Below are 26,194 nucleotides of genomic sequence, written 5' to 3' on the forward strand. Positions count from 1 at the left end.
CCAGATTTTTTCTTACTTTTTCGTATTAATATCGATATACATCCATTCTGAAGACAGAATCGGATGGGACTTATGTCCGATAATTTGGGGTTGGGTCAAGGCGTTACGGTAGGTGCTATAGAGCATCAGGGTCGGCATGTTGACTTCCAGAATCCGGGTCATTTTGCGATAGAGCAGATCACGCTCAGGGCCTGGCGGCATGCTCTGGGTTTGCTCGTAAAGACGGTCAAATTCAGGATGCTTGAAACAGGCATTGTTGGTGACATTGACATTCTTGCCATAGAACAGCTGCATAAAATTGTCGGCATCCGGATAGTCAGCAATCCATGCAGAACTCTTGAACATGGTTTTACATTGCTTTTCCAGCTTGATACTTTCAGCAAATGGCATGGCCTTACTGGTCATTTGAATATGAATACTGTCCAGGGTCTTTTTCCAGAATTCACCCTGCTGCTGGCCCCGACTGGTATTGTAAACAATCATTTCAATTACCAGAGGTTTCCCTTCAGGGGTCTTTCGCCAGCCATCTGCACCGATCTTGTAGTTATAGCGGTCGAGCAACATGTTGGCTGCCTTGACCGAATATGGCGTACTGCTTTTATAGGACGGTGAATAGCCTTCTACACCTGGGGGAATAGGCATGTGCAGTTTTGCACCATCTCCTTTGAGTAAAATACTGATCATGTTTTCCACAGAAAATGCCATCGCCATGGCACGACGTAAGGCAATTTTTTCTGGCGCGAAACCACCCACGACCGGGTTTTGCATATTCCAGTAATGATAACTAATGGAGGGCTCTAAAATACGAGACAGCTTCACCCCCTGCTGAGCCAGCTCAGGCTTTAATTTGTCACCATCGAGGGCCTGTACGACGATATCACCCTCAATTTCGAGCAGGTCCAGTTCATTTTTCTTAAATGCCAGCATCCGTGATTGCGCTTCTTCAATAACACGCACATCAATAGTGCCGATTTGAGGCATTTTTTTGCCCTGCATGGCTTTTACAATGGCCTGATCTTCTGCACCACTGGCTTTAAAGTCCCAGACAAAACCACGATAAGCCGGATTTGGTTTTAAGATAATCCGTGAGCCTGGTGTCCAGCGGCTGAGCACGTAAGGACCAGTTCCCACTGGCCTATTCATGACCCAACCCGCCTTGTCTTTATATTTTTCAATCACTTCACGAGCTACTGCAGCGGCAGGCCCATGTGCCAGCAACATCGGAAAGTTCTGATCCGGATTATTCAGCTTGAGTACCAAGGTATAGCGATCTGGAGTCTGAATACCTTCAAATGGATTTTCATAGACTTTACCATTTTTTTTCGCCATGGCTGTCCATGCTTCCAGCCCTTTGATCCGGCCATCCAGCAACCAGCTGTTCGGTGAATGCAGCTTTGGGTCCAGTAGACGTTTCAAGCTATAAGCATAGTCATACGAAGTCAGTTCACGTTTTTTACCGCCGAAGACCGGATCATCGGCAAAGTAAATACCCTTTTTGATTTTGATGGTATAAGTCAGGCCATCTGCACTCACTTGAGGCAGACTGACTGCAGTCAATGGCACTAATTTTGCCGGCGAGGCCAGATAATCATAGGTATATAAGGTTTCGAAAATCGCCGAGTTAATCTTGGCCGAATAACGGTCATGGATATAACCCGGATCAAAACCGGTTTCAGCTGCCAGAAATACTGTTTTTAAAACCTTATTCGGGTTGGCAGGATTGCTGGCCCATGTCGATGCACTCCCTGCCATCATCAAACCGGCCACTAACACCCCACTGGCCAGTTTTTTTAAAGTATTTTTATTCACATTCATACTGGTTCTTAATCTTCTCAAGTTATTTTTTAACAGGTTCAATATCCATATATTGCCAAACTGCTCTGGTCACCGGATGGGCCTTAAAGCCCTGTACATGCGGATGAATCAACCAGTTACGTATCCGGGTATTGTGCAGAATCCATGGATTATCAGCTTCCATCTGACGGTTCATCTGCTCATAATATGGCATCCGCTGCTGCGGCGGCAGTTTCATCGCGGTCTGGTACAACGCGTCATAGGCTTTTGAGGTATAGCAACTCAGGTTGCCTTGCTGCGCATTTGGCCCATACAGTAACTGGGCAAAGTTTTCCCCTTCCGGATAATCCGCAATCCAGGCTCCACCCCACATCATATGTTTGCATTGGGTGGCTTCTTTTAAATTGTCCGCAAAATTACTGACCTTGAACTCAATTCGCACCCCGATCGCATCCAGATTCTTTTTCCATAATTCTGCAGAAATTACCGAAGAGCTTGAGCTGGTTGAATTCATTTTTAGTATCAAAGGTTTGCCATCGGGCAAGGTGCGGTAACCATCAGCACCTTTCTTATAGCCAAAGCGGTCAAGCAGTTTATTGGCCAGTAATGGGTTATAAGCAATACTGCTTTTATACTTCGGGTCATGTCCACCCACTCCCTCTGGCAAAATCATTTCAGCTTTATCGGCATGACCTTTGTACAACTGCTGGATAGCTTCTTTCTGGTTATAGGACAAGGCGAGAGCACGACGTAAGGCAATTTTTTCCAGTGAATTCCCACCAATTAACGGATCACGCATATTCATGATGGTATAGGTAATTTCCGGTTCTTTATTCGGATAATGCAGGATGCCTTTTTTCTTGTATTCGCTTTTCAGCTGCTTATTTTCCAGGGCCTGTTCGGCGCCGCTCGCAGTGAGTTTGTCATAGTCCAATTGTCCAGACTTTAAAGCCAGCCAGCGAGACTGTTCCTCTTCAATAATACTGATTTTGATCTTGCCAATTTGCGGCATCTGCTTGCCTTGCATGGCTTTGACAATACGTTGATCCCATTCAGAACCATCACCCTTAAAGTTCCAGACAAAACCACGATAATTCGGGTTGGCGGTCAGTTCAATACGGCTACGCGGCACATATTTGTGTAATTGATACGCCCCTGTTCCAACCGGATGCTGACCTGCCCGATGACCATAATGTTCGATCGCTTCTCGTGCGGTACCACTAAAAGCCACATAGGCCAGAATATATGGAAAATTCAGGTCGGAACGGGTCAGGGTAATTTGTAAAGTATATTTGTCTAGTGCTTTTAAACCGGGAATAGCTGCATCGTAGTTGAACTTGCCAGTTTTTTTAGCCTGCTGGATGACCTGATCTGCCCCAAGGATTTTTCCCTCGATAAAAGAAAAAGAAGGAGAATGATTTTTGGGATCCATGATCCTTTGCATGGAGTAGATATAATCACGCGCCACCAGTTCACGCTTCTTGCCCTGAAATGCCGGATCTGGGCTGAAGTAGATTCCCGGCTTGACTTTAAAGGTATAGACTTTCCCATCCTGCTCAACCTTGGGTAAGGATTCGGCGGTATTTGGTACCAGAATTGCCGGCCGCGCCAGATAGTCATAACGTAACAAAGGTTCAAAAATAGCCTCGGCAACGCTACCACTATAAAAATTATAAGTTTTGACCATATCAAAACCATCATCAGGTGCTTCGAAAGCCAGGTTTAAAACCTTATCTGGTTGTGCAGGTGATTTTGCTAAGGTTATTTCCCCGGATACCACTGCCAGCGCTAAAACTGTCATCCTTATAATTGCTGATTTCAAATTCATACCTATTTTTGTTTATTTAAGCTATTTAAACGATTAAGTTTTTTTGAAAGCATCTATCTTTTTTTGATTGGCTTCATGTTTTTTATTTTTCAACACTCAGCCTATCTTATGACTTCAGTGTTTGAAAGCTAATTTCATGCCACTCTAAGGTTTAAGCAACAATTAAGTTCTTTTTACAGCAAAAAACATATTTTTATTAATTATTTAAAATAATAATGATTTAGAAAATTATTCAGATAAATTCCGAAATATTTATTACATTAATCCTACAATGACTTTCATTATATTGCACAAAAATAATTCACCAGTGAGTCATTTTATAGCACATCTCAACTTTTCAATTTATAACTAAAAAAATAATCCTTTATATTTTAATAACTAAGAGTATGATCAATAATTGATCAATTATTCTCTACAGCCCATTTCATATCTATGTTACAGAATTTTTAAATGTGAACTATTTCACATATCTTTTAAATAACACTTACCAGTAAACAATTAATGCTGATTTTCAATATCATTTTTTCTTATATTTTCCAATACAGCCTGTCCGCTTTCCATGACGCACAAGTTCTTTCTTTATAAATCCTTATAAAGTAAACATTTCTCAATATATTCAATATTTTTATAAGAATTACAGCTAAGTTGGCACTTGCTTTGCTTAAAAAGAATACAGCATTATCTTCACACAACAAGAAAGGTGAACTTTACGATGAAAATAAACAAACTAGTCGGATCTATGGGGGCTCCAACAGTTGGCAAAACAATACTCAAGTTAAGTACGCTTACCTTAAGTATGATGTGTTTGTCTTTGGCACATGCAGCCGATGAACCAGAAAACTCCGCTACGCAGCCGACCAAGGTGCAAAAAGTGACAGTAACGGGTTCATCTATTAAAGGGGTAGCTGCACAGAGTGCATCACCAATTACTGTACTTAAAGTTGAAGATCTGGTGAATCAGGGGGTCACCACTGTTGAGGAAGCACTGAATAGGGTCAGCGCCAATCAGGCCGGTTTTGCTGTATCCCAGAATATTGGTAAAAGTAATACTTCAGGCTCTTCTGCCAACCTTCGTGGTATTGGTACCGATAAGACCCTGATTTTATTAAATGGTCGCCGTCTGGCCAACAGTCCTTTCAGTACATCTGAAGTTAACTTAAATATTATTCCACTCGCTATGGTTGAACGTATTGAGGTGCTACGCGATGGCGCTTCTGCCGTGTATGGTGCAGATGCTATTGCCGGGGTAATCAACTTCATTCTCAAGAAAGAATACCAAGGTTTTGGCATATCTGGCGGACTTCAATTACCTGAACACAAGAATGGGGATGAATATGATGTTTCCATCTTCGGTGGCTATGGTGATCTGGACGAGCAAGGATTCAACGTCTATGGGGTAATCGATTATCGTACGTCCGACATGATCATGGCGAAAGACCGCAAAGTCAGCCGCCGCGGCGGTCTGATTCCTGAACTAGGGATGGCGATCGGTTCAACTGCTGGCTTTCCAGCAAATATCTCAAACCCAGGCGTGGGTATAGTTAACCCTTATATCAACCAGAACTGTAATAATGCTCCAAATACGTTTATCTCTGGCACACGCTGCTTACTGAATACACAGGCATTAATTGGTATTACTCCGGATGAAGAAGCCTTCTCCGCTTTAGCGAAAGGTACCTTAAAACTTAGCGATTCATTAAACGCAGTCGCGGAATATGTTTACACTAAAAGCGAAGTGACCACTTCTATTGCACCTGATGTATGGGGTGGCAGCCTGACTATTCCAGACAGCAGCAAATACTATCCTGGTCAAGGAATCACTCCAGATATTCCCGGCTTGACAGGCACATCCTCAATACTTTATTTACGTTCCCAGGCTGGCAACCGTGTATCTAAATCAGAGAATGAATCCAACCGGATCTTTGCTGGAATCGAAGGTGAAGCCTACGGCTGGGACCTCAACGGTGGTGTAACTTATGCCAAAGGCGAAGCGACTGATAATTTCGTCAGCGGTTACTTAAACCAAAGTAGAGTCCAGGCAGCCCTGAATGACGGTACACTCAACCCATTTGGCCCTCAAGCGCCGGAAGATGCCGGAAAATGGTCTACTTTTGATGTCGCAGGTCCGACAAATCAGGCAACGCTAGATTCAACTACCGTGGATTTCACCCTAAGCCGTCCTATCTATGAATTGCCTGCAGGTGAGGTCGGTTTTGCCGTAGGTGGTAGTTACACTACCCAAGACTGGGAAGCCAAAATAAATTCCGATCTTGTCCGTCAGGTGCCAGGCAGTGGTATAGACCCGGACAAACCAATCAGTAAAGGTGATCGCGATATCACTGCAATATTTACTGAATTTCACATACCAATCGTAGCCGGGTTAGAAGCTCAACTTGCTGCACGTTATGATGACTATAGCGACTTTGGCGATTCTTTCAATCCGAAAGCCTCGCTACGTTGGGAGCCGGTAAAAGAGCTCATGTTCCGTACTTCATATAGCACAGGTTTCCGTGCACCGAGCTTATGGGAAATAAACTCTCCGCAAAGCGAAACCTATACCAGTTCACCTTTCAATAACCCGCGTTTCTGTAATGCTGATGGCACACCGAACAACCTTCAGTTTGCCGATCAGTGCGGTATGCAGTTTAAACGTAAACAAGGCGGTAACCCGGACTTACAACCTGAAGAGTCAACTTCTTATACTGCCGGTTTTGTCTACGAGCCAATCAAGAACCTGGTTTTCACAGCTGATTACTACAACATTAAAATCGAAGATCTGGTCGGTACAGTCTCTCCAGATATGATTTTTGATGATCTTGATCGCTATGGCAACCTGATTGTTTATGCACCAGATGGCCGTATCCAGTATTTAAATACGACCTTACAAAATATGGGTGGCCTAAAAACTCAAGGGATCGACCTCAGTCTGAACTATTTAAGTCCAATGACCGCGACTGGCCGTTTTGGTTTCGGAATTGATGGGACTTATGTCATCAAAATGGATTACCAAATAGAACCAGGTGGTGAATGGGAAGATTACGTAGGTATTTATGATGATCCGGCAGTCGTTCGCTGGAAACATATTGCCAATGTGAACTGGACTTATGAAAACTGGAGAATGTTGTTAGAGCAACAATATATCCGTGGATATAAAGATTTTTCAGAAACACGTGATGTAGGTGCATGGATGGTTTACAACTTTGCAGGAACATATAAAGGATTCAAGAACCTTGAATTGACTGCAGGGATCAAGAACATGTTTGATAAAGAACCACCTGCGTCTGATGCAACCAACAATGCACAATATGGCTATGACCCTCGTCATGGTGACCCTACAGGCCGTAGCTACTTCTTACGCGGTACTTATAAATTCTTTTAATTAATCACTTTGCAAACACTGCTGCCAAGCGGTGTTTGCAGTTTTCCCCGTTTAATTTTGGCCAAACAAAAAATAATGCAGCCTGTAACTAAAAATAATTTTCTCATCAGTGCACTATTTCCTGTTTGTCTTAAATTCTAGGAGTCATGATGGGCACAAAGTTTGAAGACTTAGAAAAAAACTCCGCCAAAAAACTGACTGGTATTGGGGTGGTAATTTTATTGCATATTCTAGTTGGCCTGGTGCTGATAGCAGGTATGGCAAAAGAAATAATAAAACCGTCAGAACAGCCGGTAGAACTGATGATCATTCAGGATATTAAGCCGCCTGAACCTGAACCACCAAAAGAAACACCACCTGAACCACCCAAAATAGTGGAGAAAGTGGCACAAGTGCCTGAGGTGAAACCGGTTGAAAAAGTCGTTCCTGTACAGAAAACACTTCCAACGCCAACCCAACCGACAACTGTTGCAGTACCTACCCCTGTTGCAGCCAGTCCTTCGCCAAGTCCAGTAGCAGCCCCGGCTCCAGTTGTTGCAGCCGCTCCAGCACCAGCTCCACCTCAGCCTTCTGGAGTCACTCGTGGTGTTTCTCAAGGTGAAGCGGGTTGTAAACGCCCAGACTATCCACGTGATGCACTAATGAATGAAGAACAAGGTGAAGTGCTGATCTCTGTATATGTAAATACTGCTGGCAAGGTTCAGGATGCGAAGGTGAAAAAGTCAAGCGGGAGCCGTGCATTGGATCGTGCCGCATCGAAGGCCTTCAGTTTATGTACCTTCAAGCCGGCAATGAAAAATGGCGAACCGCAAGAATCTTGGTATGACATTCCATATGAATTTGTCCTTGACTAACAGATACGACAGATAAAGAAAAAAATCAGGAGATCCATGATGAAAAAATCACTAAAACCTTTAAAAAATATGACTGCTGCCGGCGTAATTGCCATGAGCACTTTATTGCCTTTACAAGCAGTTTTTGCAGAACAGTCCGCTACACCCAATACCAGTGCTGTCACTGAAACAGCGGTAACAATACCAGCAACAGCGGCTACACCGACCCCGCCGCCATTACCAGCTGAAGCTAAGGATGAAAAGGCTGGATATAATCCTTATGGTCTGGAAGCCATGTGGAAAGAAGGTGATATTGTTTCGAAAATTACCCTGTTCATTCTATTGATTATGTCGATTGGTACCTGGTACATCATGATCAGCAAATGCCTGCAACAAGGCAAGATTCGCAAGCAAGCCAAGGAAGCTGAACACCAGTTCTGGGAATCGTCTTCTCTGGATAACGCAGCCCAAAACCTCAATGAAGCCAGCGTTTACCGCTTTATTGCGGAAAAAGGTATCAAGTCGACCCAAAATCATGGTGGTAATTTACTTGAACGTATTGATTTCAATACCTGGGTCACCATTTCGATTTCCCGTGCAATCGACAAAATCCAGAACCATCTGAGTGGTGGCCTGGCCTTCCTTGCCACAGTCGGTTCTACTGCACCCTTTGTTGGCCTGTTTGGTACGGTTTGGGGTATCTACCACGCGCTTACCGCGATTGGTGTTTCTGGTCAGGCTTCGATTGATAAAGTAGCAGGTCCAGTGGGTGAAGCACTGATCATGACTGCAATCGGTCTGGCCGTCGCTGTACCGGCAGTACTTGGCTACAACTGGTTGACTCGCCGTAATAAAGCAGTGATGGAAGAAGTGCGTACCTTTGGTTCTGATTTACACGCAGTATTACTCAGCGGTGAAATTACAACCAATAATCCTGTTAATCGTGACGTGAAGTAAGAGTGAGGCATCAGCCATGGGAATGATGGTCAATTCAAACGACAGCGATGATGAGGTAATTGGAACCATTAATACCACCCCTTTGGTTGATATTATGCTGGTTCTGCTCATTATCTTCCTGATTACTGTACCGGTTGCCATTCATACCGTACCTGTCGATCTACCCGAAGAAAGAAATGTACCGTATGAAACCAAACCGGAAAACATCCAGCTGGCAGTCAACAAAACAGGCGATATTTTCTGGAACGAAATCTATATCGCAGATAAATCAGTTTTACTGACCCGTTTACAGGCAGAAGCCCAAAAACGTCCGCAGCCTGAAGTGCATATCCGTGGTGATCAGATAACGCCTTATGAGGCAATTGATCAGGTGATCAGCACGACCCAGCAAGCGGGTATTGGCAAAATTGCTTTTGTCACCACTCCGCCCGCTACACCTTAAGCACAAAGAGGGATTAAGTTTATGGGTATGAATGTTGGTTCAAATCAAGATGATGATGTGATGCTAGATGTCAACATGACACCACTGATTGATGTCATGCTGGTCTTGTTGATTATGTTTATCATCACAATTCCTTTACCAAACAACTCGATTAATATTGACCTGCCAAATGGCACACCACCTGTAACCGAAGAAAAACCGCCTGAGCTGGTGGAATTACGTCTGGATGCACAAGGTAAGATTTTCTGGAATGATCAACCAGTAGAAAATACCCAGGCTCTGGAAAACTTATTCAAGACAGTAGCGCAAAAAGCGGATCAGGATCAGATTAAAATCAAGGCAGATCGTGCGACAGAATATAAGCATATCGCCATGGTCATGGCGGCAGCTCAACGGCTGGAAGTCAAAAAAATCGGGATCGTGAGTAATAATAATTCTTAAGTCATCAGTTATAAAAAAACCCAGCAAATGCTGGGTTTTTTTATAACTCTGTATTTTACATTTGTGACTGAATATAATTTTGCAGACCAATCAGTTCGATCAAGCGTAACTGTTTTTCTAACCAGTAGGTATGGTCTTCTTCAGTATCCGACATTTGCTGCCGCAGCATGTCACGGGTTACATAATCACCCTGCTCTTCGCAAAGTTTTACCCCTTGAGCCAGTTTTTCACGCACATGATATTCAAGCTTGAGGTCAGCTTTCAGACAAGTCACAACATCTGCACCCACTTCAATATCATCTCGCTGCATATTCGGCGTACCTTCCAGGAACAGGACACGACGGATCAGGGCATCTGCATGCTGTGCTTCTTCCTGCATTTCATGATCGATGCGTTCAAAGATTTTAGTCAGACCCCAATCTTCATACATACGAGAGTGAATCAGGTATTGGTCACGAGCAGCCAGTTCGCCACCGATCAGCATATTTAAATAATCTACGACTTCTGGATTACCGCGCATTTGCATTACTCCCTGCTTTTATCTTGCTATTATGGAGAAAAGATTTTTGATTTGCAAAATTAAAATTATTGTAAATATATGATTTTTATATAATTAAAATGAGAAGCACTTGCATTTACGCTCTCTGTTAGGCCAAATCCCATTTATAAAACAAGGTGTTGCATTTTTTGCACCCGCTTTATTCAGATGAACTGGCTGGAATATTCAAACGTTTATTTTTGTAAATATTAATAAGCACTTATCTTGTTACTTATTTTTGTCTTGGACTCACTAGTTTGGTCTGGTTCGTGCATAATTGTGACGACGATGCGAAGTTAAAACAACAATGGTTAAAATATGACATTACAACACAGTACAGCACCTGTTCTGGTGACCGGTGCATCTGGCTATATTGCCAGCTGGGTGATCCAGAAACTTCTGACACAAGGTTATACCGTACATGCCACGGTACGTGATCTAAACAAAAGCCAGAGTTATACGCATTTGGAACAAATTGCTGACAGCAGTCCGGGCACACTTAAACTGTTTGAAGCCAATCTGCTCAAGCCAGGTTCTTTTAATGCAGCCATGCAAGGCTGTGAGATTGTCTTTCATATGGCTTCGCCTTTTGTGGTGACCAATTATAAAGATGCGCTCAAGGATATTATTGAACCTGCGATTTTGGGTACGCAAAATGTGCTCAACAGTGTCAATAAAACCGAATCGGTCCAACGTGTGATCGTGACGTCAAGTATTGCTTCAACTTATGGTGATGCAATTGATATTTTGCAAACCGAGCACACTAGCTTTGATGAATCACACTGGAACACCACCAGTTCAGAAACCCATCAGCCTTATCCATACTCCAAGGTTATGGCAGAACGTAAAGCCTGGGAAATGGCTGAAGCACAGGATCGCTGGGATCTGGTCTGTATCAATCCTGCACTGGTTTTTGGGCAATCCTTAACACCAAATACCCAGTCTGGCAGCGTAGAAGTCCTGCAACAGTTTGCCAACGGCATGACCCTGCTTGGCGTTCCACCGATGTGGAATGGCGTGGTCGATGTTCAGGATGTCGCTGAAGCACATATCCGTGCTGCGTTTAACCCACAAGCACACGGTCGCTATATTGTCTCTAGTGAGACTTTAAGCCTGCTGGAAATGGGTAAAATCCTACGTAAAGCGTTTGGTCCTAAATTCCCGTTCCCGCGTAATCAACTGCCGAAAACAGCCTTCAAGCTGTTTGGTCCTGTGGCAGGCTTTAGTCGCAAGTTTGTCGAATTAAATATGGGCTATCCAATTTTCTTCAATGCACGAAAAAGCAAGGATGAGCTCGGCATCGAATACCGCCCTGTGAATGAAAGTCTGGTCGAACATTTCCAGCAGCTGCTGGATGATGGTCTAGTCAAAAAATATATTCCTTAATTTTTTTCTTCCATTCATAAAAAAGCCACCTTCTGGTGGCTTTTTTATGAGCTAAAATTCTAAGAGATCTCGAAAGAATCAGCCCTCAAGCTGGCCATAGTTCTGCATCAAGGCAATAAATTGTTCTTCATTGATTACCGGTACCCCAAGCTTTTCTGCTTTGTCCAGTTTTGAGCCGGCTTTTTCACCTGCAACTACACATTTGGTCTTGCTAGACACACTCCCGCTAACCCGGGCACCTAATGCCTGTAATAATTGAGTCGCTTCATCACGTCCCATCGAACTTAAAGTGCCAGTCACGACCCAGCTTTCACCGTTCAGTGGCTGGCGGGTTGGTGCAATTGGTGCATCCCAATGAATGCCTGCTGCCAGCAAACGATCCAGAACTTCCAGGTTATGTGGGGCCTGGAAGAAATCCACAATCCACTCAGCAGTAATATCACCGACATCCGGGGTTTTCTTTAATGCTTCAATATCAGCATCGCGTAATGCTTCCAAGGTCTGGAAAGTATTGGCCAGCATACGTGCCGTAGTTTCTCCCACGCCACGAATACCGAGTGCATAGATGAAAGCTGCCAATGTGGTTTTCTTGCTGTTCTCGATAGAATCAATTAAATTCTGGACCGATTTCTCCCCCATTTTTTCGATCTGGAGTAACTGTTCACGGTGCTCATGCAGATGGTAAATATCTGATACATCTTTCAGAAGATTTAGATGTAGCAGTGACTCTACCCAGCGATCACCCAGCCCTTCGATATCCATGGCCTTACGCGACACAAAGTGACGAATGGTTTCGATCCGCTGCGCAGCACAATAGAGTTCGCCAGAGCAGCGGGCCAATGCTTCACCTTCCGGCATCACCACTGGTGAATCACATACCGGACAATTGGCCGGTAAATGCACTACTATCGCATCGACTGGGCGGAATTCCGGCCAGACCTTTTCGACTTTAGGAATTACATCACCACTGCGGTATACGCTGACTGTATCCCCGATTCTCACGTCTAAACGATGAATTTCACCGATATTATGCAAGGTCACATTGGAAACCGTAACACCACCGACTGCAACCGGATTCAGGCGTGCCACAGGGGTCAGAGTCCCGGTACGGCCTACCTGCCAGTCAATATTTTCCACTGTGGTCAGTGCAGCCACTGCAGGGAATTTATAGGCAGTGGCCCAGCGTGGTTCCCGGCTCAGAAAACCTAGTTTTTGTTGCTGTTTCAGATCATTGACCTTGATCACCATGCCATCAATTTCAACGCTTAGCTTCGGACGTTTCTCCATGACCTGCTCATAAACCTGCTGCACTTCTTCAATGCTGCTACAGACAAAATGGCACTCACCTACAGCAAAGCCAAATTGTTGCAGCCATTCCAGACTGCCCGACATGGTGCTTTGACCATGAGGCGGTACACACTGAGCAATGCCATACGCATAAAATGCCAATGGTCGTGAAGCAGCAATATTCGGATCCAGCTGACGTAAACTACCTGCAGCAGCATTTCGCGGATTGGCAAAGGTTTTTTCGCCCTTGGCGGCATTGGCAGCATTCAGACGTTCAAAGCCAGACTTGGGCATCAGCACTTCGCCGCGTACCTCCAGAAGCTCTGGAATAATTCCATTGACTGGAGGCAGGAATTTTGGCAGGTTACGGATGGTTTTGACATTCTGGGTAATATCTTCACCCGTTTCGCCATCACCACGCGTGACACCGCGCACCAGTACGCCATGTTCATACCAGAGTGAAATCGCCAGGCCATCAAATTTCAGCTCAACATCATATTCAATTTTTTGATTTGGCAAACGTTCTTCAATACGGCGGGCAAAAGCCAGCAGATCTTCCTGATTGAACACATTCCCCAAAGACAGCATCGGCACGGCATGCGTGACAGTTACAAATTTTGCAAGTGCCTGCCCCCCCACCTTGATAGTGGGTGTATCGGGTTGCTGCAAGTGTGGATATTGTTCTTCTAGGGCTTTGAGCTGATGAAAGAGCTGATCATATTCACTGTCTTCAATGCTCGGTTGATCCATCACATAATAAGCATGATTATGCTTGGCAAGCAGTTGAATCAATTGACGCATTTGCGCAATCACAGTGGCATCTTGGGTCATAATTTCACCATAAAAAAGGGCGGAAAATCCGCCCTGTAGAATATTCAGCTTTTGGCTATTATAAAAATTGCAGTCTACAGATTCAACTTGGAGATTGAACAAAGCAATCTTCGAATCAGGTGGCCTGTCCCGGGCGATAATCAATCGCTTGATGGCGCCAGAATTCACGTAATTGTGGCGTGAATTCCTGCTGGTTCTGATCATAGACCAGACCATCCACTTCACGAGCAATTAACCGCGAAATACTGTCCATGGTATCAAAAGCATTTTGTACATCACTATGCGGTAAAGCCAGGAAGAATGCCAGACCTTTGACTTCCTGAGTCGACAGAGTCTCCAGATCAAAGCCTTCCATACCTGTATCAGTCATTTGCAGTACCGAAAACAGCAGTTTTGAACCATCTTCACTATAACGGTGAAAACAGGCCAGTTCGCCATAACGCAGACCATATTTCAGTAGAACTTTCAAAGTTTTATCACCTGAAAGCACACGACCTTGCGGATAGATATGCAAAGAAATAATGGTTTCAGCACTGGATAATGCACTTTCTTCATCCACTATTTTTTGCTCATGCAGATGTGCATCCAGAATACTGCTTTCATCATTAAATTCAGAAATTTCAGCTTTTTCAATATTGCTGTTCAGACTGAATTCGGCAGCTTTATCTTTATTTTCGGCGTGATTGTTTTCCTGTTCTGTTTCAGCCAGCTTTTGCTCTACTGCTGTGTCAGCTGCTTCTGTCGCGACCGATGTTGCCCCCACTTTAGCCTCTGTCACATCGCCCGAATGGGCAGCTACAGGAGTTTCAACCGCTTTTGGCTCAACCGGAGTTGATTCAGCCTTGCGAAAGGCGGAAGGCTTTTCAGGAGCCGGTTCACCTGCACTCAGGCTTGGCTCTATGCGTTGTGTTGAATCTGCGTCCTGCTTTGCCAGTTGCGATCGTACATGCCGAGGAATGACAGGGGTCTGGCTATCCGGGTCGATATGCAGGCTGGCATCCAGTGAAGGAGCTGCCTCGACAGGTTTTTTGAGCAACATTCTGATGCCCAACAGCATGATGATAATTGCAATAACAATCCCGATAATGGTGGTGATTTCCATATTATACCTCCGCAGCTAAGCCGTATTCTTTTGCCTGTTCCAAATTTACTGTCACTAATTTTGAGGTTCCCGGTTCAGGCATGGTTACACCTAAAAGATCAGTCGCCATCATCATTGCAAGTTTGTTATGGGTAATATAAATAAATTGCACTTGTTCAGAAAGCTCTTTGACTAAATTACAAAAACGTCCCACATTGGCATCATCCAGGGGTGCATCGACTTCATCCAGTACACAAAATGGTGCCGGATTTAAGCGGAAAATTGCGAAGACCAATGCCAAGGCAGTTAAAGCCTTTTCTCCGCCAGAAAGTAACGCGAGTGAACTGTTACGCTTGCCTGGTGGTCGGGCCATTAGTTTTACACCCGATTGCCATCCATCTTCAAGACTTAAACTCGCTTCACCGCCCTCAAATACTTTCGGAAACAGGTTTTGCAGCTCGGCATTGACCTGATCAAACGTGTGCATAAACAGTTTACGGGTTTCCTGATCAATACTTTTCATCGCAGCCTGTAGCTGTTCAACCGTATTTTCCAGATCCTGCATCTGGTGACTCAGTTCCTGATAACGTTTTGATACTTCTTCATATTCTTCAGAAGCTGCCAGATTGACTGCACCGAGTTTATCGAACTGGGTTTGAGCTTTTTCCAGTTTCGCCTGATGGGCTTTGATATCAATATTTAAGCCGCTGATGACATCATGGTTCAGTTCTTTCAGCTGTTCTGAATAATGCTGTAAATCAGATTTGGCTGCCTGCCAGGCTAAACGTTTGGCTTCCAGCTCACTACGCAGCTGTTCATCCTGCTGTTGGAAACGATGGCGCTGTTCGGTCAGCTGCTGCTGCTTGCTCTGCACCTGATTTAATTCAACCTGCCAGTCGGCCCAGGTCTTTTGCAGCTTTTCAGTGATCTGCGCCTGTTCATTAAACTGGCTCTGTAAAGCAGGTAATTCTAGCTGTACCGGATCGACAAATTTCTTGGCCTGCTCGATTTGTGCAGTAATTTGCTGAGATTGTTCTTTCAGGAATACCTGATCTTTTTCTAGTAATTCGATCTGCTGCTGGCTTTGCACACATTGACGGCGCAGCAATTCCAGTTCATGCTGAGCTTGCTGGCTAAGCTGCTGCGAGTCATCTAACTGAGCGCTAAATTCTTCCAGCTGGAATTGCAGGGTTTTATAATTCGGCAAAGCCTGTTCCAGCTTTAGATTCAGGGCATGCAGATCAATTTCCAGATCGTCTTTCTGCATGGCATCTTCTTCAAGCTGCTCATCCAGTTGATGCAGCTGATGCTGTAATTGCTGCTTTTGCAATGCGAAAGCCTGCGCACTGCTTTGTGCTTTGGCAATGTGTATATCGAGTTGTTGCAGCTGTTTTTGAGCTTGTTTCTGCTGCTCGCTGATACTCTGAATCTGGCTTTGCAAAGCTTTAACCTGATCGGTGAGTTCAGGTAACTGCTGCTCCAGCTGCATAAACTTAGGTTCAAGTTCTGCAAGTTGCTGCTCGATTTCATCCAGACGAATTCGATGGCTTAAAGCGCCTTGTCCGGCCTGACTGGCTTCATCATAATCCAGAGCAATAACCCAGTCTGCACCAACATGGTAGCCATCTAAACTCAGTAATGTCTGGCCTTGTAATAACTCAGTTTGAAGCGGTAATGCTTGCGCTAATGTATCTACGATCGCGACTTGTTGCCACAGTGAATAATGTGGAGATTCAATCCAATCGGCCAGACACATCGTATTGGCAATCTGAATTTTATTCTGAACAGCCTGTTGCTTTAACTGACGCGCACAATCTTCAAGGACGTACTCGCCCTCAGTCAGAATCTGGGCAGACAGCCACTTGGCCAAAAACTTTTCGATCAGGCTGGCATGTCCTTTGCCTGCATCATTGAGCTTAAGTACATGCATCAGCTGTACCGCATCACTCTTGGCATTTGGGTTGGCTTTGGTCAGTAATTGGCTCAGGTTTTTCTGTTCTGAATGTAGCACCTGAATTTCAGATTTGAGTTGCATCAAGCGCTGCTGATGGGTCACCTGCTCTGCCTGAAGCTGTTCGAATTGAGTTCTTAAATCTGTTAATTGAATTTCATAGCCAGCGATTTGCTGTTCAGCTTGGGCTTTGTCTGCCTGATATTGCTCCAGCTCATCTTGCTGCGCCTGTTGCTGAATCTGTGTGCTTTGCTGTTGTAGCGTCTGTTTCTGCTGTTCAATCCGTTCAATATTCTTTGCCAGTTGCTCGCTTTGAGCCAGCATTTGCAATTTACGCTGTTGCTGCTGTTCGACCTGAGTTTTAATCTGTGCGAATTGCGCTGCAATTGTACTCTGCTGGGATTTGAGCTCACTCAGATTCTGGCTATGCGTCTGACTCTGGCCATCTTGTTGCTGCAATTGTGCCTGCTGATCTTCAAATTGCTGCTGCAAGGTTTCGAGTTGCAGTTCAATCAACTGCAAACGCTCTTTGGTCTGGGCTTTTTGCTGTTCCAGTTTAACCAGACTTGTAGAATTCTGCTCCAGCAAAGACTGCTTTTGCTGCAGGGTCATTTCCAGTTCAGCCAGTTTTTTCTCGGCCTGTTGCCATTCACTTTGCAAAGGGGTGGATTGCTGAATCAGACGCTGGAACAGTTCACTGGTGCTTCCCAAATCATGTTCTACGGAAGTCAGTTCAGAACGCACCAGCTTAAATTTTTCCCCGAGCGTATTCATCTCAAGGGTATATTCTTCCTGTAAGCGGTGACTCTGCTCACATTGAAAAGACAGAATTTCAATCTTGATCGTACGGATCTGTCCTTCCAGTTCTTTATATTGAATCGCACTTTCCGACTGACGTTTTAGGGTTTTTAGCTGGGATTTCAGTTCGGAGGCGATATCTTCCAGACGCGACAGGTTTTGTGTGGTGTGATCCAGATGCAGCATGGTTTCACGGCGACGCGCCTGATAGCGTGATACACCCGCGGCTTCTTCAATATAAACCCGCATTTCATCTGGCTTGGCATCCACCAGACGGTTGATCATGCCCTGCTCGATAATCGCATAGGAACGCGGACCCAAACCGGTGCCAAGGAAAATATCGGTAATATCACGACGACGGCATTTGCTGCCATTCAGGAAATATTCGGACTTGCCATCGCGGTTGACCTGCCGGCGTACCGCCAGTTCATTATAGGCATTATAGGCACCGCCGAGCTTGCCATAAGTATTGTCAAAGCGCAGTTCCACACTGGCCATACCGACCGGTTTACGCTTGGCAGTTCCGGTAAAGATGACATCCTGCATGCTGCCACCACGCAACTGACGCGCACTGGACTCGCCCATGACCCAGCGTATGGCATCAATGACATTGGATTTACCACAACCATTTGGTCCCACGACCGCAGTACGATTATCTTTAAAATGTAAGGTGGTACTGTCGGCAAAAGATTTAAAGCCTGAAAGTTTTAAACTGCTTAAACGCATAATGTCCTGATTTAACGTCGTGAGCGTCTGGCCCACGCGAGTTCAATTTGTTTCATCCGTGTCAGAGATTCCAACACAAGGTTGCGCAAGTGTCGACAAAAATCTTCCATAAATAAAGTGGCCTGATGGGTTTTTCGTATCAAAATTGCTTCAGTGACCAGTTTAAATAAGTCAAAAGATTCTTGTAACTCGCGTCTGGAAATATTCAGGGTCAGAAAATAGCTCCGACGTAAAGATGGCAGCAGTTCCTGATAGTAGCGCATCAGATAAGGATTCCCCACCATCTCATGCTGCTGGGCCATGCCCTGAAAGATCAGATCATAAAACTTTTCAGTGTGTCCTTGGCGGGTTTCTGCTTCCAAGTGCTCTAATAATAGCTGAATGCGCTCAGCTTCATGCACCCGCCAGGTCTCCGCCATGCGATGCACCATCTGCCCGAGCAATAACGAGGTCATGTCAAATAAGGCACGTACCTGCAAGGCCGACATTTCTGAAACAATTGCTCCCCGGCGTGGAAAAATTTCAATCAGTTGGGTGCGTTCCAGCAGCAACAGTGCTTCACGAACCGAACCCCGACTGACATCAAGCTCCGAGGCAATCCTAAGTTCCTGTATACGTTCGCCTTCGACCAGTTCACCGCGAATAATCTGTTCGCTAATATGCTTGGCAATCTGCTCAGACAAACTTTGCGCTTGTTCTAATGGCATACCGTTCCTGTGTTTATTTTTATGAATAATGGTTTAACCCTTTATTTGGGCTATGTTGCTATTAAACGGCTTTTTTTTAATGAATACTTTGACATTGTCAGACAATCTTGTGTCTATATAGCCAACTCCTGCTTACAAAAAAGGAGAATAGTGACCTATTCTCCTGCAGCGACACATTGATTTAACCTGAACATTTGAATCAGGCAATGAAACCCTGATAAATAAAATACAGGCCGACGGTAGTCAGCAAGGTCGCAAAACATTTTTTCAATACAGCCGGTGAAAGCAGATGTGCCACTTTTGCGCCCAGTTTCGCAGTGAAAAAGCTCATCGTGCTGATACCGAGAAACGCATAAATATGAATATAACCAATGGTATTTGGTACGGTGACCTGCGCCTGTTTACCAAACCACATAAACCCTAATGCGCCCGCGATTGCAATTGGCAAGCCACAAGCTGCAGAGGTCGCTACTGCTTTTTGCATGACAACCCCACAGCGATTCAGAAATGGAACCGTCAAACTGCCCCCGCCAATCCCAAAAATGGCCGATGCCACACCGATACCGCCACCCGCAGCAATTTGTAGCGGTGTTGAAGGTAATTTTTGGTTTGGGTCGACCTGAACATTGGCACCTTTAAACATTCGAAACGCTACCCAGACCGCAAAGAACCCGATTAACAATTGCAAACCTCGACCAGATAAGTAATCGGCAATCCCCGCACCCACAAATGACCCTATCACCAGACCTGGCGCCAGATTACGAAACACGGGCCACAGCACTGCCCCTCGTTGATGATGTGCCATGACCGAGCTGATCGAAGTCACAATAATCGTCGCCAGGGAAGTACCCACCGCCATATGCATAATCACGTTAGGATCGTACTGGAGCTGGGTAAAAACAATATAGAGGATGGGTACAATGATCAGACCTCCACCGACCCCAAACAGGCCTGCGGCAAATCCGGCAATTGCACCAATCAATAAATATATGATTAACTCCATAACGATATTTACCACGTTTAGATTCAAATGGATGTAGAAACTCGTGAACTGCAACAACGATTAAGCGATGCAGGCCAACTCCCGGAAGTATTACTCATCAAACCGATTACCACATCGACCAATGATGATGTGCGCGAATTGGCAACGAAAGGGGTACAGCAGGTTCTGGTATGCAGTCATGTGCAGACCCACGGCCGTGGACAGCGTCAACGTCAGTGGATATCACCTGAAGGGAACATCTATTTAAGCACATTGCTGCATACACAAAAACCCATTGATGGTCGTCTGGCGCTAGAAATTGCGTTAAATATCCTGCAAATGCCAAGCCTAAAAGGCCTGGAATTACAGGTGAAATGGCCGAATGACCTGTACAGCCTGCATGGAAAATGGGGGGGTATTCTGGTCGAGCCAGTTTCAACCACGCAGGTGGTGGTCGGGGTCGGGCTAAATATTGATCCTCTGCCCACCAACCTTCCAGACCAGCTGGTCAGTTCCCTGAGCGAGCTGGGTTTATCCTGCACCTCAAGAGTCGAACTGATTGCCCAGTTATATCTGGCGATTCAACAAGCCGGGCAATGGTTTAATTATGGCAGTCAAAATCTGGCGGCGCGTTTCAATCGATCGGCTGCATTTATGCAACAAACAGTTGAATTTACCGATGTGCAAGGGCAATATTCCGGTACTTTTCTCGGAATTCAGGATGATGGTGCAGTCAAGATTTTGACCGATCAAGGAATCCAGACTTTTTATCAGGGACAGCTCCGCCTTCAACACGGTGGATGAACAGGCATACAGCAATGAAAAAATTATGGTTGGATATTGGCAATACCAGGCTGAAATACTGGATTACCGAGCATGATCAGATTATTGAACAGGCAGCGGAATTACATTTACAGTCTCCTGCCGATTTATTACTGGGCCTAATCCAGCATTTTAAAACACTGGGCTTGCATCAGGTGGGGCTATCTTCGGTCCAGGATAAAATCAGTAATGAGCGTATTCTCAGCATTTTAGAAAGTCTGCATATTCCAGTGATTTTTGCTCAGGTACAGGCGGAATATGCTGGTCTGATCTGTGGCTATGATGAACCTTCTCAGCTGGGCATTGACCGCTGGTTACAGGTACTTGCAGTGGCGACTCAAGCGCATAAAAATTACTGTGTAATTAGTTGTGGTACGGCACTGACCATTGATCTGGCGCAAGGACAACAACATTTGGGGGGATTTATTCTGCCGAATCTGTACTTGCAACGTGATGCACTGATTCAGAATACCAAAGGCATTAAAATTCCGGATGGTGCTTTTTCTGAACTTAATCCTGGCCGCAATACCCTAGATGCTGTGCATCATGGCATTCTGCTGGGCCTGCTCAGCACCATTGAAAAAGTCCTGTATGATTTCCCAGCACAGCTGGTTTTAACCGGTGGAGATGCTCCACTGTTTGCGCAGCATCTCAGCCATCACCATCCCCAGATTGAACCTGATCTTTTACTTAAAGGCCTGCAGCATTTTGCAGCTCATTTGCCAGACACTGTTTGATAATATCCAGCAATTGAGGGAATTCGGAAAAGCCATCAGATTTATTGAAATGCCCGGCTTTTTTGATCTCAAAAATTTGTGCATTCAAGCTATGGGCTAAACGCAAGGAAATCGGTGCAGGCACATAGGGATCATTACTGGAAATCAGCATCACCGCACGTTTATAGCTATAGGGCAAGTTTTTCAGATCAAGTCGCACAGCCTGCAGTATTTTATTCAGTTCTGACCATGCCACCAAGGGTGTATCAAAGGCTGAGACCAGAATGATGCCGCCAATCTTGCGTTGCTGCTGAATATAATGTTCCTGTAAAAAGTTTAAAACACTGACGCAACTCAGGCCATGTGCAACTAAAAAGGTATGTTCATCCATGTGCGGAATGTGCAGTTTCAGATTCTGCTGCCACTCTTCTAAATCAGGCTGAAAAGGGTTGGCCAGCATAATCCGCTTGGACTCAAAACCGGCATTTTTAAGCTGGCGACTGAGCCAAGGGTACCAGTGATCATTGGAGGTCGCCTGATAATCCGGCACGATATAGACTTTTTTTATTATATTTTTCATAGTGCATTACTTATAATTATTGAACGCAAACGGCGTCGATAAAAATCAGTTTTAAACAGTCTGGAGATGGAATTCAAGTACCTTTTTGAACACCATCTCATGTTGAGTTTTAAAATTTGGCGAATACAATAACATGCCTAAATTTAAGATTTAATCAGATAAGGCTCGATTACTTTCCAGAGCTCCGGCAGATCAGTACAGCCTTGTGAATCAATAAAATGTCCGTGATGCTTGGCATTCACCACAATCGCATCCAGGCTGTCCGCCTGTTCCAGACTAAATTCTGGTGCAACTCGGTCATCTCCTTCGGAGTAAATCACCACACGCTCTGCAACCTGTTGTTTGAGTAAATCAAAATCGATATCCGCGGCATCAATAAAAGGGTTTACTTCATCCAGACGACCCAGCCGGCCATTAAATCCTGCGATCAATACCAGTTGCTGAATTTTCTGCTGTTTTAATTCTCTGGATAGGTAATGTAATGCGGCTACAGTTCCCAAGCTATGTGCAATAAAAATACTGTCCTCATCAATTGCATCAATCTGTTCACGCATTTGCTGATCCCAAGTGTCCAGTGTCGGTGTAGTTGATGGATCCAGCCGGAGGACTTTTAAACTGACATTTTCCTGTTGGGCTTTTTCCTGAATCCATGGGTACCAGTTTTCTTCCGGGCTTGCAGTATAACCATGTACGACAATTACTTGGTTCATTTGAAATTTCTCTTTATTTTGTGCTGATATTCCCGAGTCTGCCTGATTAGATTTTTATTTTGGGTAAGTAAATGTTGTTTTGTTTAAACCAGTTTGACCATCTATTCGCAATAAAAAAAAGGCGCATATTGCGCCTTTTTTAAAACAAAACTTATTTCTTGTCGTTGCCGCCGAACAATGGTCCCATACCACCGCCGCCGCCAAACTGTTTCTGCAGACCGCCGAGTGATTTCATCATTTTTGCCATACCGGATGGATTGGCAAATTTTTTCATCATCTTGGCCATCTGCGCATGTTGCTTGATCAGCTTGTTGACTTCTGCCACTTCCATACCACAACCTGCTGCGATACGTTTTTTACGGCTTGGGTTCATCAAGTCTGGATTACGGCGCTCTTTCAGGGTCATCGACTGGATAATCGCTTCCATTTTCTTGACCTGCTTTTCAGGATTGGCTTGCGCCAACGCATCTTGCAGACCGGCATTGCTCATGCCAGGAAGTTTGTCCAGGAAGCCCATCATGCCGCCCATTTTGTTCATCTGCTCAAACTGCATCAGCATGTCTTCAAAGTTGAAGCTGCCGCCTTTTTGCAGTTTTTTCGCCATTTTTTCGGCTTTTTCTTTGTCGACCTTGCGTTCAAGTTCTTCGACCAAAGAAAGTACATCACCCATACCGAGAATACGCTGTGCAACACGCTCAGGATGGAATGGCTCCAGGGCATCGAGTTTCTCACCCATACCCAAGAATTTGATTGGCTTGCCGGTAATCGCGCGTACTGAAAGCGCTGCACCACCGCGCGCATCACCATCAGTTTTGGTCAGGATCATACCAGTTAAAGGCAAGGCATCGTTGAATGCTTTCGCGGTGTTTGCCGCATCCTGACCGGTCATGGCATCGACCACGAACAGGGTTTCAGTCGGGTTTATCGCAGCATGCAGCTCTTTGATTTCACCCATCATGTCATCATCGATATGCAAACGGCCTGCCGTATCGACAATCAGCACATCGGCAAACTGGATTTTTGCCTGTTCAATCGCACGATTGACAATCGTAATTGGTTTTTCGTCTGCGCTGGATTCCAGGAAAATCGCACCGACTTCACCCGCGACAGTCTGTAGCTGTTTGATCGCAGCCGGACGATATACGTCGGCAGAGACCATCGCTACTTTTTTCTTTTGACGTTCTTGTAAGAAGCGTGCAAGTTTCGCTGCAGTTGTTGTTTTACCTGCACCCTGCAAGCCTGCAAGTAGGACAACCACAGGTGGTTTTGCAGCGAGGTCGAGGCTTTCATTGGCCTCGCCCATCATTTTGGTCAATTCGTCATGAACGATTTTGACAAAAGCCTGCCCAGGAGATAACTGAGTCATCACTTCCTGGCCCAATGCTTCTTCCTTAACTTTCGCGATGAATTCACGAGTTACAGGTAACGCAACATCGGCCTCAAGAAGCGCCATACGCACTTCACGTAACGTATCTTTAATATTGTCTTCGGTTAGCTGCCCTGAGCCAGTAACATTTCTTAAACTCTGCGTGAGTCGTTCTGTTAAGGTATCAAACATTGCAAAATCCGCTTAAAATAGCCATGAGCAAAAAATTGTTTCTTAAAATAGAAAATTTATGCATAGAATGCTATAGGATACTGTAGTTCGCAGCGAATTTATATAAATGAATATTCATCACCCTTAAAAAGGTTTGACATGGTTAACCTCCCCTTGGTTTATACGATCTTAGCATTAGTCGCTTATACCGCTTCTTTCTGGTATCTGTTCATTCATTTAATGTCTAAACGTACTCCTAATCAATGGTTTGTTTCGCTAACTGCACTGCTTGGACTGAGCCTGCATGCACTGGTGTTATATGGTGATATGCATACTCCGCTAGGCATCAATTATGATGTCTTTTCCCTGTTTTCTTTTACCTCGGGTTTGATGCTGCTGCTCAGTATTATTTACAGTACTTATCGTCCGATTATTGCCCTGAACCTGATCGGGATTCCAGTGGCTGCCACAGGTTTGATCCTCGGTTTTGTCTTTACCCAGCCAGCTAAAATTATTATTCAGAACTCTCTAGGCTTGGACATTCATATTATTTTGTCTTTGTCTGCTTATGCAGTATTGCTCATGGCAACCATTCAGGCTGTAATTTTACGTTTTCAGGATCGTGAGCTGAAAAAGAAGCACAAACGCCGGGTTTGGGTCAGTTTGCTACCCTCTTATCAAGACATGGAATCACTGCTGTTTGATATGCTGATGACCGGTTTTGTTTTACTTACCCTCGCTTTGGGCTTTGGCTTCTTTACCATCGACAATTTCTTTGCTCAGCATCTGGCACATAAAACTGCGTTCAGTATTATTTCCTGGCTGGTTTATGGTTCACTATTAATCGGACACTGGAAGTTTGGCTGGCGTGGCCAGAAAGCCGTGCGCTTTACCCTGCTCGGTTTTGGCTTGCTGGCACTGGGTTTTATTGGGTCTAAATTTGTGCTGGAAATGATTCTAGGGCGATAATTCTGAGCCTTGAAATATTCAATTCATTGTCCAATAAACAGGCTTTAGCTTGAATATTCTTTAAACGGTGATACGCCCCACACGCACCGACAATGGCCAGCGAATCACTCTAGGCAATTCTGGATCTTCCCATTCTGGCAATAAGGCATCTGCCAGTACGTTCAGTGGATTATGTCCGAGTGCTTTAGTGGCAGCTTTCACGGCTGACCAGGTACTCATATAACCTATTAACTGATAAAAGTTCCATTCAACCTCTAATACAGGTGGCTCAATCGAAATTTCCTGAAATGGAAATGGTAGATTTTTATATTCTTCATCTACATGGCGACGTTCAGGCGGCCAGTACGGTACAAGCGTGACTTCATAAAAATGCTTAAAATAATGATTCAGATGCGGCTCATCCACACTGAACACGCCATAGCTAATTAAAGCCAGAATGACATTGGGCCAGGCAATACGGCGAACTTCTGCGTAGAATTTTTCCAGATCGAGCCAATGCGCTGCTTGAGCCACTGAAATCAGATCAATACTCTGGTCAGCACACGGGATCTCTTCAGCGAATGCCTGACCATACTGAATTTTTGGATGTGGTTTGGCCTGGGCAAGCTGTTCACTACTCGCATCAATCGCCATCACCTGATCAAAGTAATTCGCCAAAACTTCTGAAAGCTGTCCAGAACCACAGCCGACATCTACAGCCAATTTGGTACTTGGTGATAGCTCTGCCAATAGCTTTCCCAATGCATCCGGATAATGCGGACGAAACAAGGCATAATCCTGTGATTGCTGGGAGAAATGATCCTTGAAATGAGGCTGTTCCATACTGCCACCTGATATATTTATGATTCTTTTCAATATAGCTATTCATCTTTAAAACTCTATTATTTTATTGTGCCGAA

At 44.8% G+C, this 26,194-nt stretch carries 21 protein-coding genes; 9 read left to right on the forward strand and 12 right to left on the reverse strand.

All coding sequences use genetic code 11. The features are described from left to right. Nucleotides 1–12 precede the first annotated feature (12 nt). Both VXP95_RS09110 and VXP95_RS09115 read right to left on the reverse strand, forming a co-directional pair. Nucleotides 13–1,815, reverse strand: coding sequence for an ABC transporter substrate-binding protein (locus tag VXP95_RS09110; RefSeq protein ID WP_416711878.1), 1,803 nt, complete (start codon nucleotides 1,813–1,815; stop codon nucleotides 13–15). 22 nt (nucleotides 1,816–1,837) lie between these two features. Next, complete coding sequence (locus VXP95_RS09115) at nucleotides 1,838–3,595, reverse strand: ABC transporter substrate-binding protein (protein WP_064101800.1); 1,758 nt, start codon at nucleotides 3,593–3,595, stop codon at nucleotides 1,838–1,840. A 739-nt stretch (nucleotides 3,596–4,334) separates the two neighbouring features. Between VXP95_RS09115 and VXP95_RS09120 the strand changes: the two genes are divergently transcribed. From VXP95_RS09120 to VXP95_RS09140, 5 genes are all read left to right on the forward strand, one after another. After that, nucleotides 4,335–7,001, forward strand: coding sequence for a TonB-dependent receptor (locus VXP95_RS09120; protein WP_416711879.1), 2,667 nt, complete (start codon nucleotides 4,335–4,337; stop codon nucleotides 6,999–7,001). A 149-nt stretch (nucleotides 7,002–7,150) separates the two neighbouring features. Further along, nucleotides 7,151–7,855, forward strand: a complete 705-nt coding sequence (locus VXP95_RS09125) for an energy transducer TonB (protein WP_064101801.1) — start codon at nucleotides 7,151–7,153, stop codon at nucleotides 7,853–7,855. A gap of 36 nt (nucleotides 7,856–7,891) precedes the next feature. Continuing rightward, complete coding sequence (locus VXP95_RS09130; RefSeq protein ID WP_416706124.1) at nucleotides 7,892–8,791, forward strand: MotA/TolQ/ExbB proton channel family protein; 900 nt, start codon at nucleotides 7,892–7,894, stop codon at nucleotides 8,789–8,791. A gap of 16 nt (nucleotides 8,792–8,807) precedes the next feature. Further along, the gene (locus VXP95_RS09135; protein WP_064097007.1) at nucleotides 8,808–9,233 is read left to right on the forward strand and encodes an ExbD/TolR family protein; all 426 of its coding nucleotides are present in this window, start codon (nucleotides 8,808–8,810) and stop codon (nucleotides 9,231–9,233) included. A 21-nt stretch (nucleotides 9,234–9,254) separates the two neighbouring features. Beyond that, nucleotides 9,255–9,674 carry an ExbD/TolR family protein gene (locus VXP95_RS09140; protein WP_064097008.1) on the forward strand — a complete coding sequence of 140 codons (420 nt, stop codon included), beginning with the start codon at nucleotides 9,255–9,257 and terminating at the stop codon, nucleotides 9,672–9,674. A gap of 55 nt (nucleotides 9,675–9,729) precedes the next feature. Here VXP95_RS09140 and ftn read toward each other — a convergent pair whose 3' ends face one another. Beyond that, entirely contained in the window at nucleotides 9,730–10,194 is a 465-nt protein-coding gene (gene ftn, locus VXP95_RS09145; RefSeq protein ID WP_064097009.1) for a heteropolymeric bacterioferritin subunit Ftn, read from the reverse strand. Between the two features lie 336 nt (nucleotides 10,195–10,530). On the opposite strand from ftn, the gene VXP95_RS09150 reads away from it, so the two are divergent. Further along, entirely contained in the window at nucleotides 10,531–11,598 is a 1,068-nt protein-coding gene (locus VXP95_RS09150; RefSeq protein WP_416711880.1) for an SDR family oxidoreductase, read from the forward strand. A gap of 78 nt (nucleotides 11,599–11,676) precedes the next feature. Here the strand turns inward: VXP95_RS09150 and ligA are convergent, their stop codons facing one another. From ligA to VXP95_RS09175, 5 genes are all read right to left on the reverse strand, one after another. Beyond that, nucleotides 11,677–13,716, reverse strand: coding sequence for an NAD-dependent DNA ligase LigA (ligA, locus tag VXP95_RS09155; RefSeq protein ID WP_416711881.1), 2,040 nt, complete (start codon nucleotides 13,714–13,716; stop codon nucleotides 11,677–11,679). Between the two features lie 115 nt (nucleotides 13,717–13,831). Beyond that, nucleotides 13,832–14,818 (reverse strand): cell division protein ZipA C-terminal FtsZ-binding domain-containing protein, encoded by a 987-nt coding sequence (locus VXP95_RS09160; RefSeq protein ID WP_416706129.1) that lies wholly within the window; start codon nucleotides 14,816–14,818, stop codon nucleotides 13,832–13,834. 1 nt (nucleotide 14,819) lies between these two features. After that, on the reverse strand, nucleotides 14,820–18,272 hold the full coding sequence (smc, locus tag VXP95_RS09165) for a chromosome segregation protein SMC (protein WP_416711898.1): 3,453 nt from the start codon (nucleotides 18,270–18,272) through the stop codon (nucleotides 14,820–14,822). Nucleotides 18,273–18,283: 11 nt separating this feature from the next. Next, nucleotides 18,284–18,979, reverse strand: coding sequence for a GntR family transcriptional regulator (locus tag VXP95_RS09170; protein WP_416711882.1), 696 nt, complete (start codon nucleotides 18,977–18,979; stop codon nucleotides 18,284–18,286). Between the two features lie 199 nt (nucleotides 18,980–19,178). Further along, nucleotides 19,179–19,982 carry a sulfite exporter TauE/SafE family protein gene (locus VXP95_RS09175; RefSeq protein ID WP_416711883.1) on the reverse strand — a complete coding sequence of 268 codons (804 nt, stop codon included), beginning with the start codon at nucleotides 19,980–19,982 and terminating at the stop codon, nucleotides 19,179–19,181. 27 nt (nucleotides 19,983–20,009) lie between these two features. On the opposite strand from VXP95_RS09175, the gene VXP95_RS09180 reads away from it, so the two are divergent. Then, nucleotides 20,010–20,765, forward strand: coding sequence for a biotin--[acetyl-CoA-carboxylase] ligase (locus tag VXP95_RS09180; protein WP_416681191.1), 756 nt, complete (start codon nucleotides 20,010–20,012; stop codon nucleotides 20,763–20,765). 14 nt (nucleotides 20,766–20,779) lie between these two features. Beyond that, nucleotides 20,780–21,520 carry a type III pantothenate kinase gene (locus tag VXP95_RS09185; RefSeq protein WP_416711884.1) on the forward strand — a complete coding sequence of 247 codons (741 nt, stop codon included), beginning with the start codon at nucleotides 20,780–20,782 and terminating at the stop codon, nucleotides 21,518–21,520. Here the strand turns inward: VXP95_RS09185 and VXP95_RS09190 are convergent. The 3 genes from VXP95_RS09190 to ffh all read right to left on the reverse strand — a co-directional run bounded on the left by VXP95_RS09190 (nucleotide 21,474) and on the right by ffh (nucleotide 24,347). Beyond that, a complete protein-coding gene (locus VXP95_RS09190; RefSeq protein WP_416681189.1) occupies nucleotides 21,474–22,079 on the reverse strand; it encodes an RBBP9/YdeN family alpha/beta hydrolase in 606 nt (201 codons plus the stop codon). The two genes, VXP95_RS09185 and VXP95_RS09190, sit on opposite strands and share 47 nt — an antisense overlap. Nucleotides 22,080–22,222: 143 nt before the next feature. Beyond that, nucleotides 22,223–22,789, reverse strand: a complete 567-nt coding sequence (locus tag VXP95_RS09195; RefSeq protein WP_064097019.1) for an RBBP9/YdeN family alpha/beta hydrolase — start codon at nucleotides 22,787–22,789, stop codon at nucleotides 22,223–22,225. Nucleotides 22,790–22,940: 151 nt separating this feature from the next. Further along, on the reverse strand, nucleotides 22,941–24,347 hold the full coding sequence (gene ffh / locus VXP95_RS09200; protein WP_416711885.1) for a signal recognition particle protein: 1,407 nt from the start codon (nucleotides 24,345–24,347) through the stop codon (nucleotides 22,941–22,943). 138 nt (nucleotides 24,348–24,485) lie between these two features. On the opposite strand from ffh, the gene VXP95_RS09205 reads away from it, so the two are divergent. Further along, complete coding sequence (locus VXP95_RS09205) at nucleotides 24,486–25,295, forward strand: cytochrome C assembly family protein (protein ID WP_416711886.1); 810 nt, start codon at nucleotides 24,486–24,488, stop codon at nucleotides 25,293–25,295. 60 nt (nucleotides 25,296–25,355) lie between these two features. Here the strand turns inward: VXP95_RS09205 and VXP95_RS09210 are convergent, their stop codons facing one another. After that, nucleotides 25,356–26,117: a class I SAM-dependent methyltransferase gene (locus tag VXP95_RS09210; RefSeq protein ID WP_416711887.1), complete on the reverse strand. Its 762-nt coding sequence runs from the start codon at nucleotides 26,115–26,117 to the stop codon at nucleotides 25,356–25,358. Between the last annotated feature and the right edge of the window lie 77 nt (nucleotides 26,118–26,194).

The organism is Acinetobacter sp. 226 (assembly GCF_048147925.1).
GTDB lineage: Bacteria > Pseudomonadota > Gammaproteobacteria > Pseudomonadales > Moraxellaceae > Acinetobacter > Acinetobacter pecorum.

Bases quoted from the DNA above. Each gene is read 5' to 3' on its own strand.
- ftn (WP_064097009.1), bottom strand. From the start codon at position 10,194: ATGCGCGGTAATCCAGAAGTCGTAGATTATTTAAATATGCTGATCGGT.
- VXP95_RS09180 (WP_416681191.1), top strand. From the start codon at position 20,010: ATGGATGTAGAAACTCGTGAACTGCAACAACGATTAAGCGATGCAGGC.
- VXP95_RS09135 (WP_064097007.1), top strand. From the start codon at position 8,808: ATGGGAATGATGGTCAATTCAAACGACAGCGATGATGAGGTAATTGGA.
- VXP95_RS09185 (WP_416711884.1), top strand. From the start codon at position 20,780: ATGAAAAAATTATGGTTGGATATTGGCAATACCAGGCTGAAATACTGG.
- ligA (WP_416711881.1), bottom strand. From the start codon at position 13,716: ATGACCCAAGATGCCACTGTGATTGCGCAAATGCGTCAATTGATTCAA.
- VXP95_RS09130 (WP_416706124.1), top strand. From the start codon at position 7,892: ATGATGAAAAAATCACTAAAACCTTTAAAAAATATGACTGCTGCCGGC.
- VXP95_RS09190 (WP_416681189.1), bottom strand. From the start codon at position 22,079: ATGAAAAATATAATAAAAAAAGTCTATATCGTGCCGGATTATCAGGCG.
- VXP95_RS09115 (WP_064101800.1), bottom strand. From the start codon at position 3,595: ATGACAGTTTTAGCGCTGGCAGTGGTATCCGGGGAAATAACCTTAGCA.
- VXP95_RS09205 (WP_416711886.1), top strand. From the start codon at position 24,486: ATGGTTAACCTCCCCTTGGTTTATACGATCTTAGCATTAGTCGCTTAT.
- ffh (WP_416711885.1), bottom strand. From the start codon at position 24,347: ATGTTTGATACCTTAACAGAACGACTCACGCAGAGTTTAAGAAATGTT.
- VXP95_RS09120 (WP_416711879.1), top strand. From the start codon at position 4,335: ATGAAAATAAACAAACTAGTCGGATCTATGGGGGCTCCAACAGTTGGC.
- VXP95_RS09110 (WP_416711878.1), bottom strand. From the start codon at position 1,815: ATGAATGTGAATAAAAATACTTTAAAAAAACTGGCCAGTGGGGTGTTA.
- VXP95_RS09150 (WP_416711880.1), top strand. From the start codon at position 10,531: ATGACATTACAACACAGTACAGCACCTGTTCTGGTGACCGGTGCATCT.
- VXP95_RS09125 (WP_064101801.1), top strand. From the start codon at position 7,151: ATGGGCACAAAGTTTGAAGACTTAGAAAAAAACTCCGCCAAAAAACTG.
- VXP95_RS09170 (WP_416711882.1), bottom strand. From the start codon at position 18,979: ATGCCATTAGAACAAGCGCAAAGTTTGTCTGAGCAGATTGCCAAGCAT.
- smc (WP_416711898.1), bottom strand. From the start codon at position 18,272: ATGCGTTTAAGCAGTTTAAAACTTTCAGGCTTTAAATCTTTTGCCGAC.
- VXP95_RS09175 (WP_416711883.1), bottom strand. From the start codon at position 19,982: ATGGAGTTAATCATATATTTATTGATTGGTGCAATTGCCGGATTTGCC.
- VXP95_RS09210 (WP_416711887.1), bottom strand. From the start codon at position 26,117: ATGGAACAGCCTCATTTCAAGGATCATTTCTCCCAGCAATCACAGGAT.
- VXP95_RS09140 (WP_064097008.1), top strand. From the start codon at position 9,255: ATGGGTATGAATGTTGGTTCAAATCAAGATGATGATGTGATGCTAGAT.
- VXP95_RS09160 (WP_416706129.1), bottom strand. From the start codon at position 14,818: ATGGAAATCACCACCATTATCGGGATTGTTATTGCAATTATCATCATG.
- VXP95_RS09195 (WP_064097019.1), bottom strand. From the start codon at position 22,789: ATGAACCAAGTAATTGTCGTACATGGTTATACTGCAAGCCCGGAAGAA.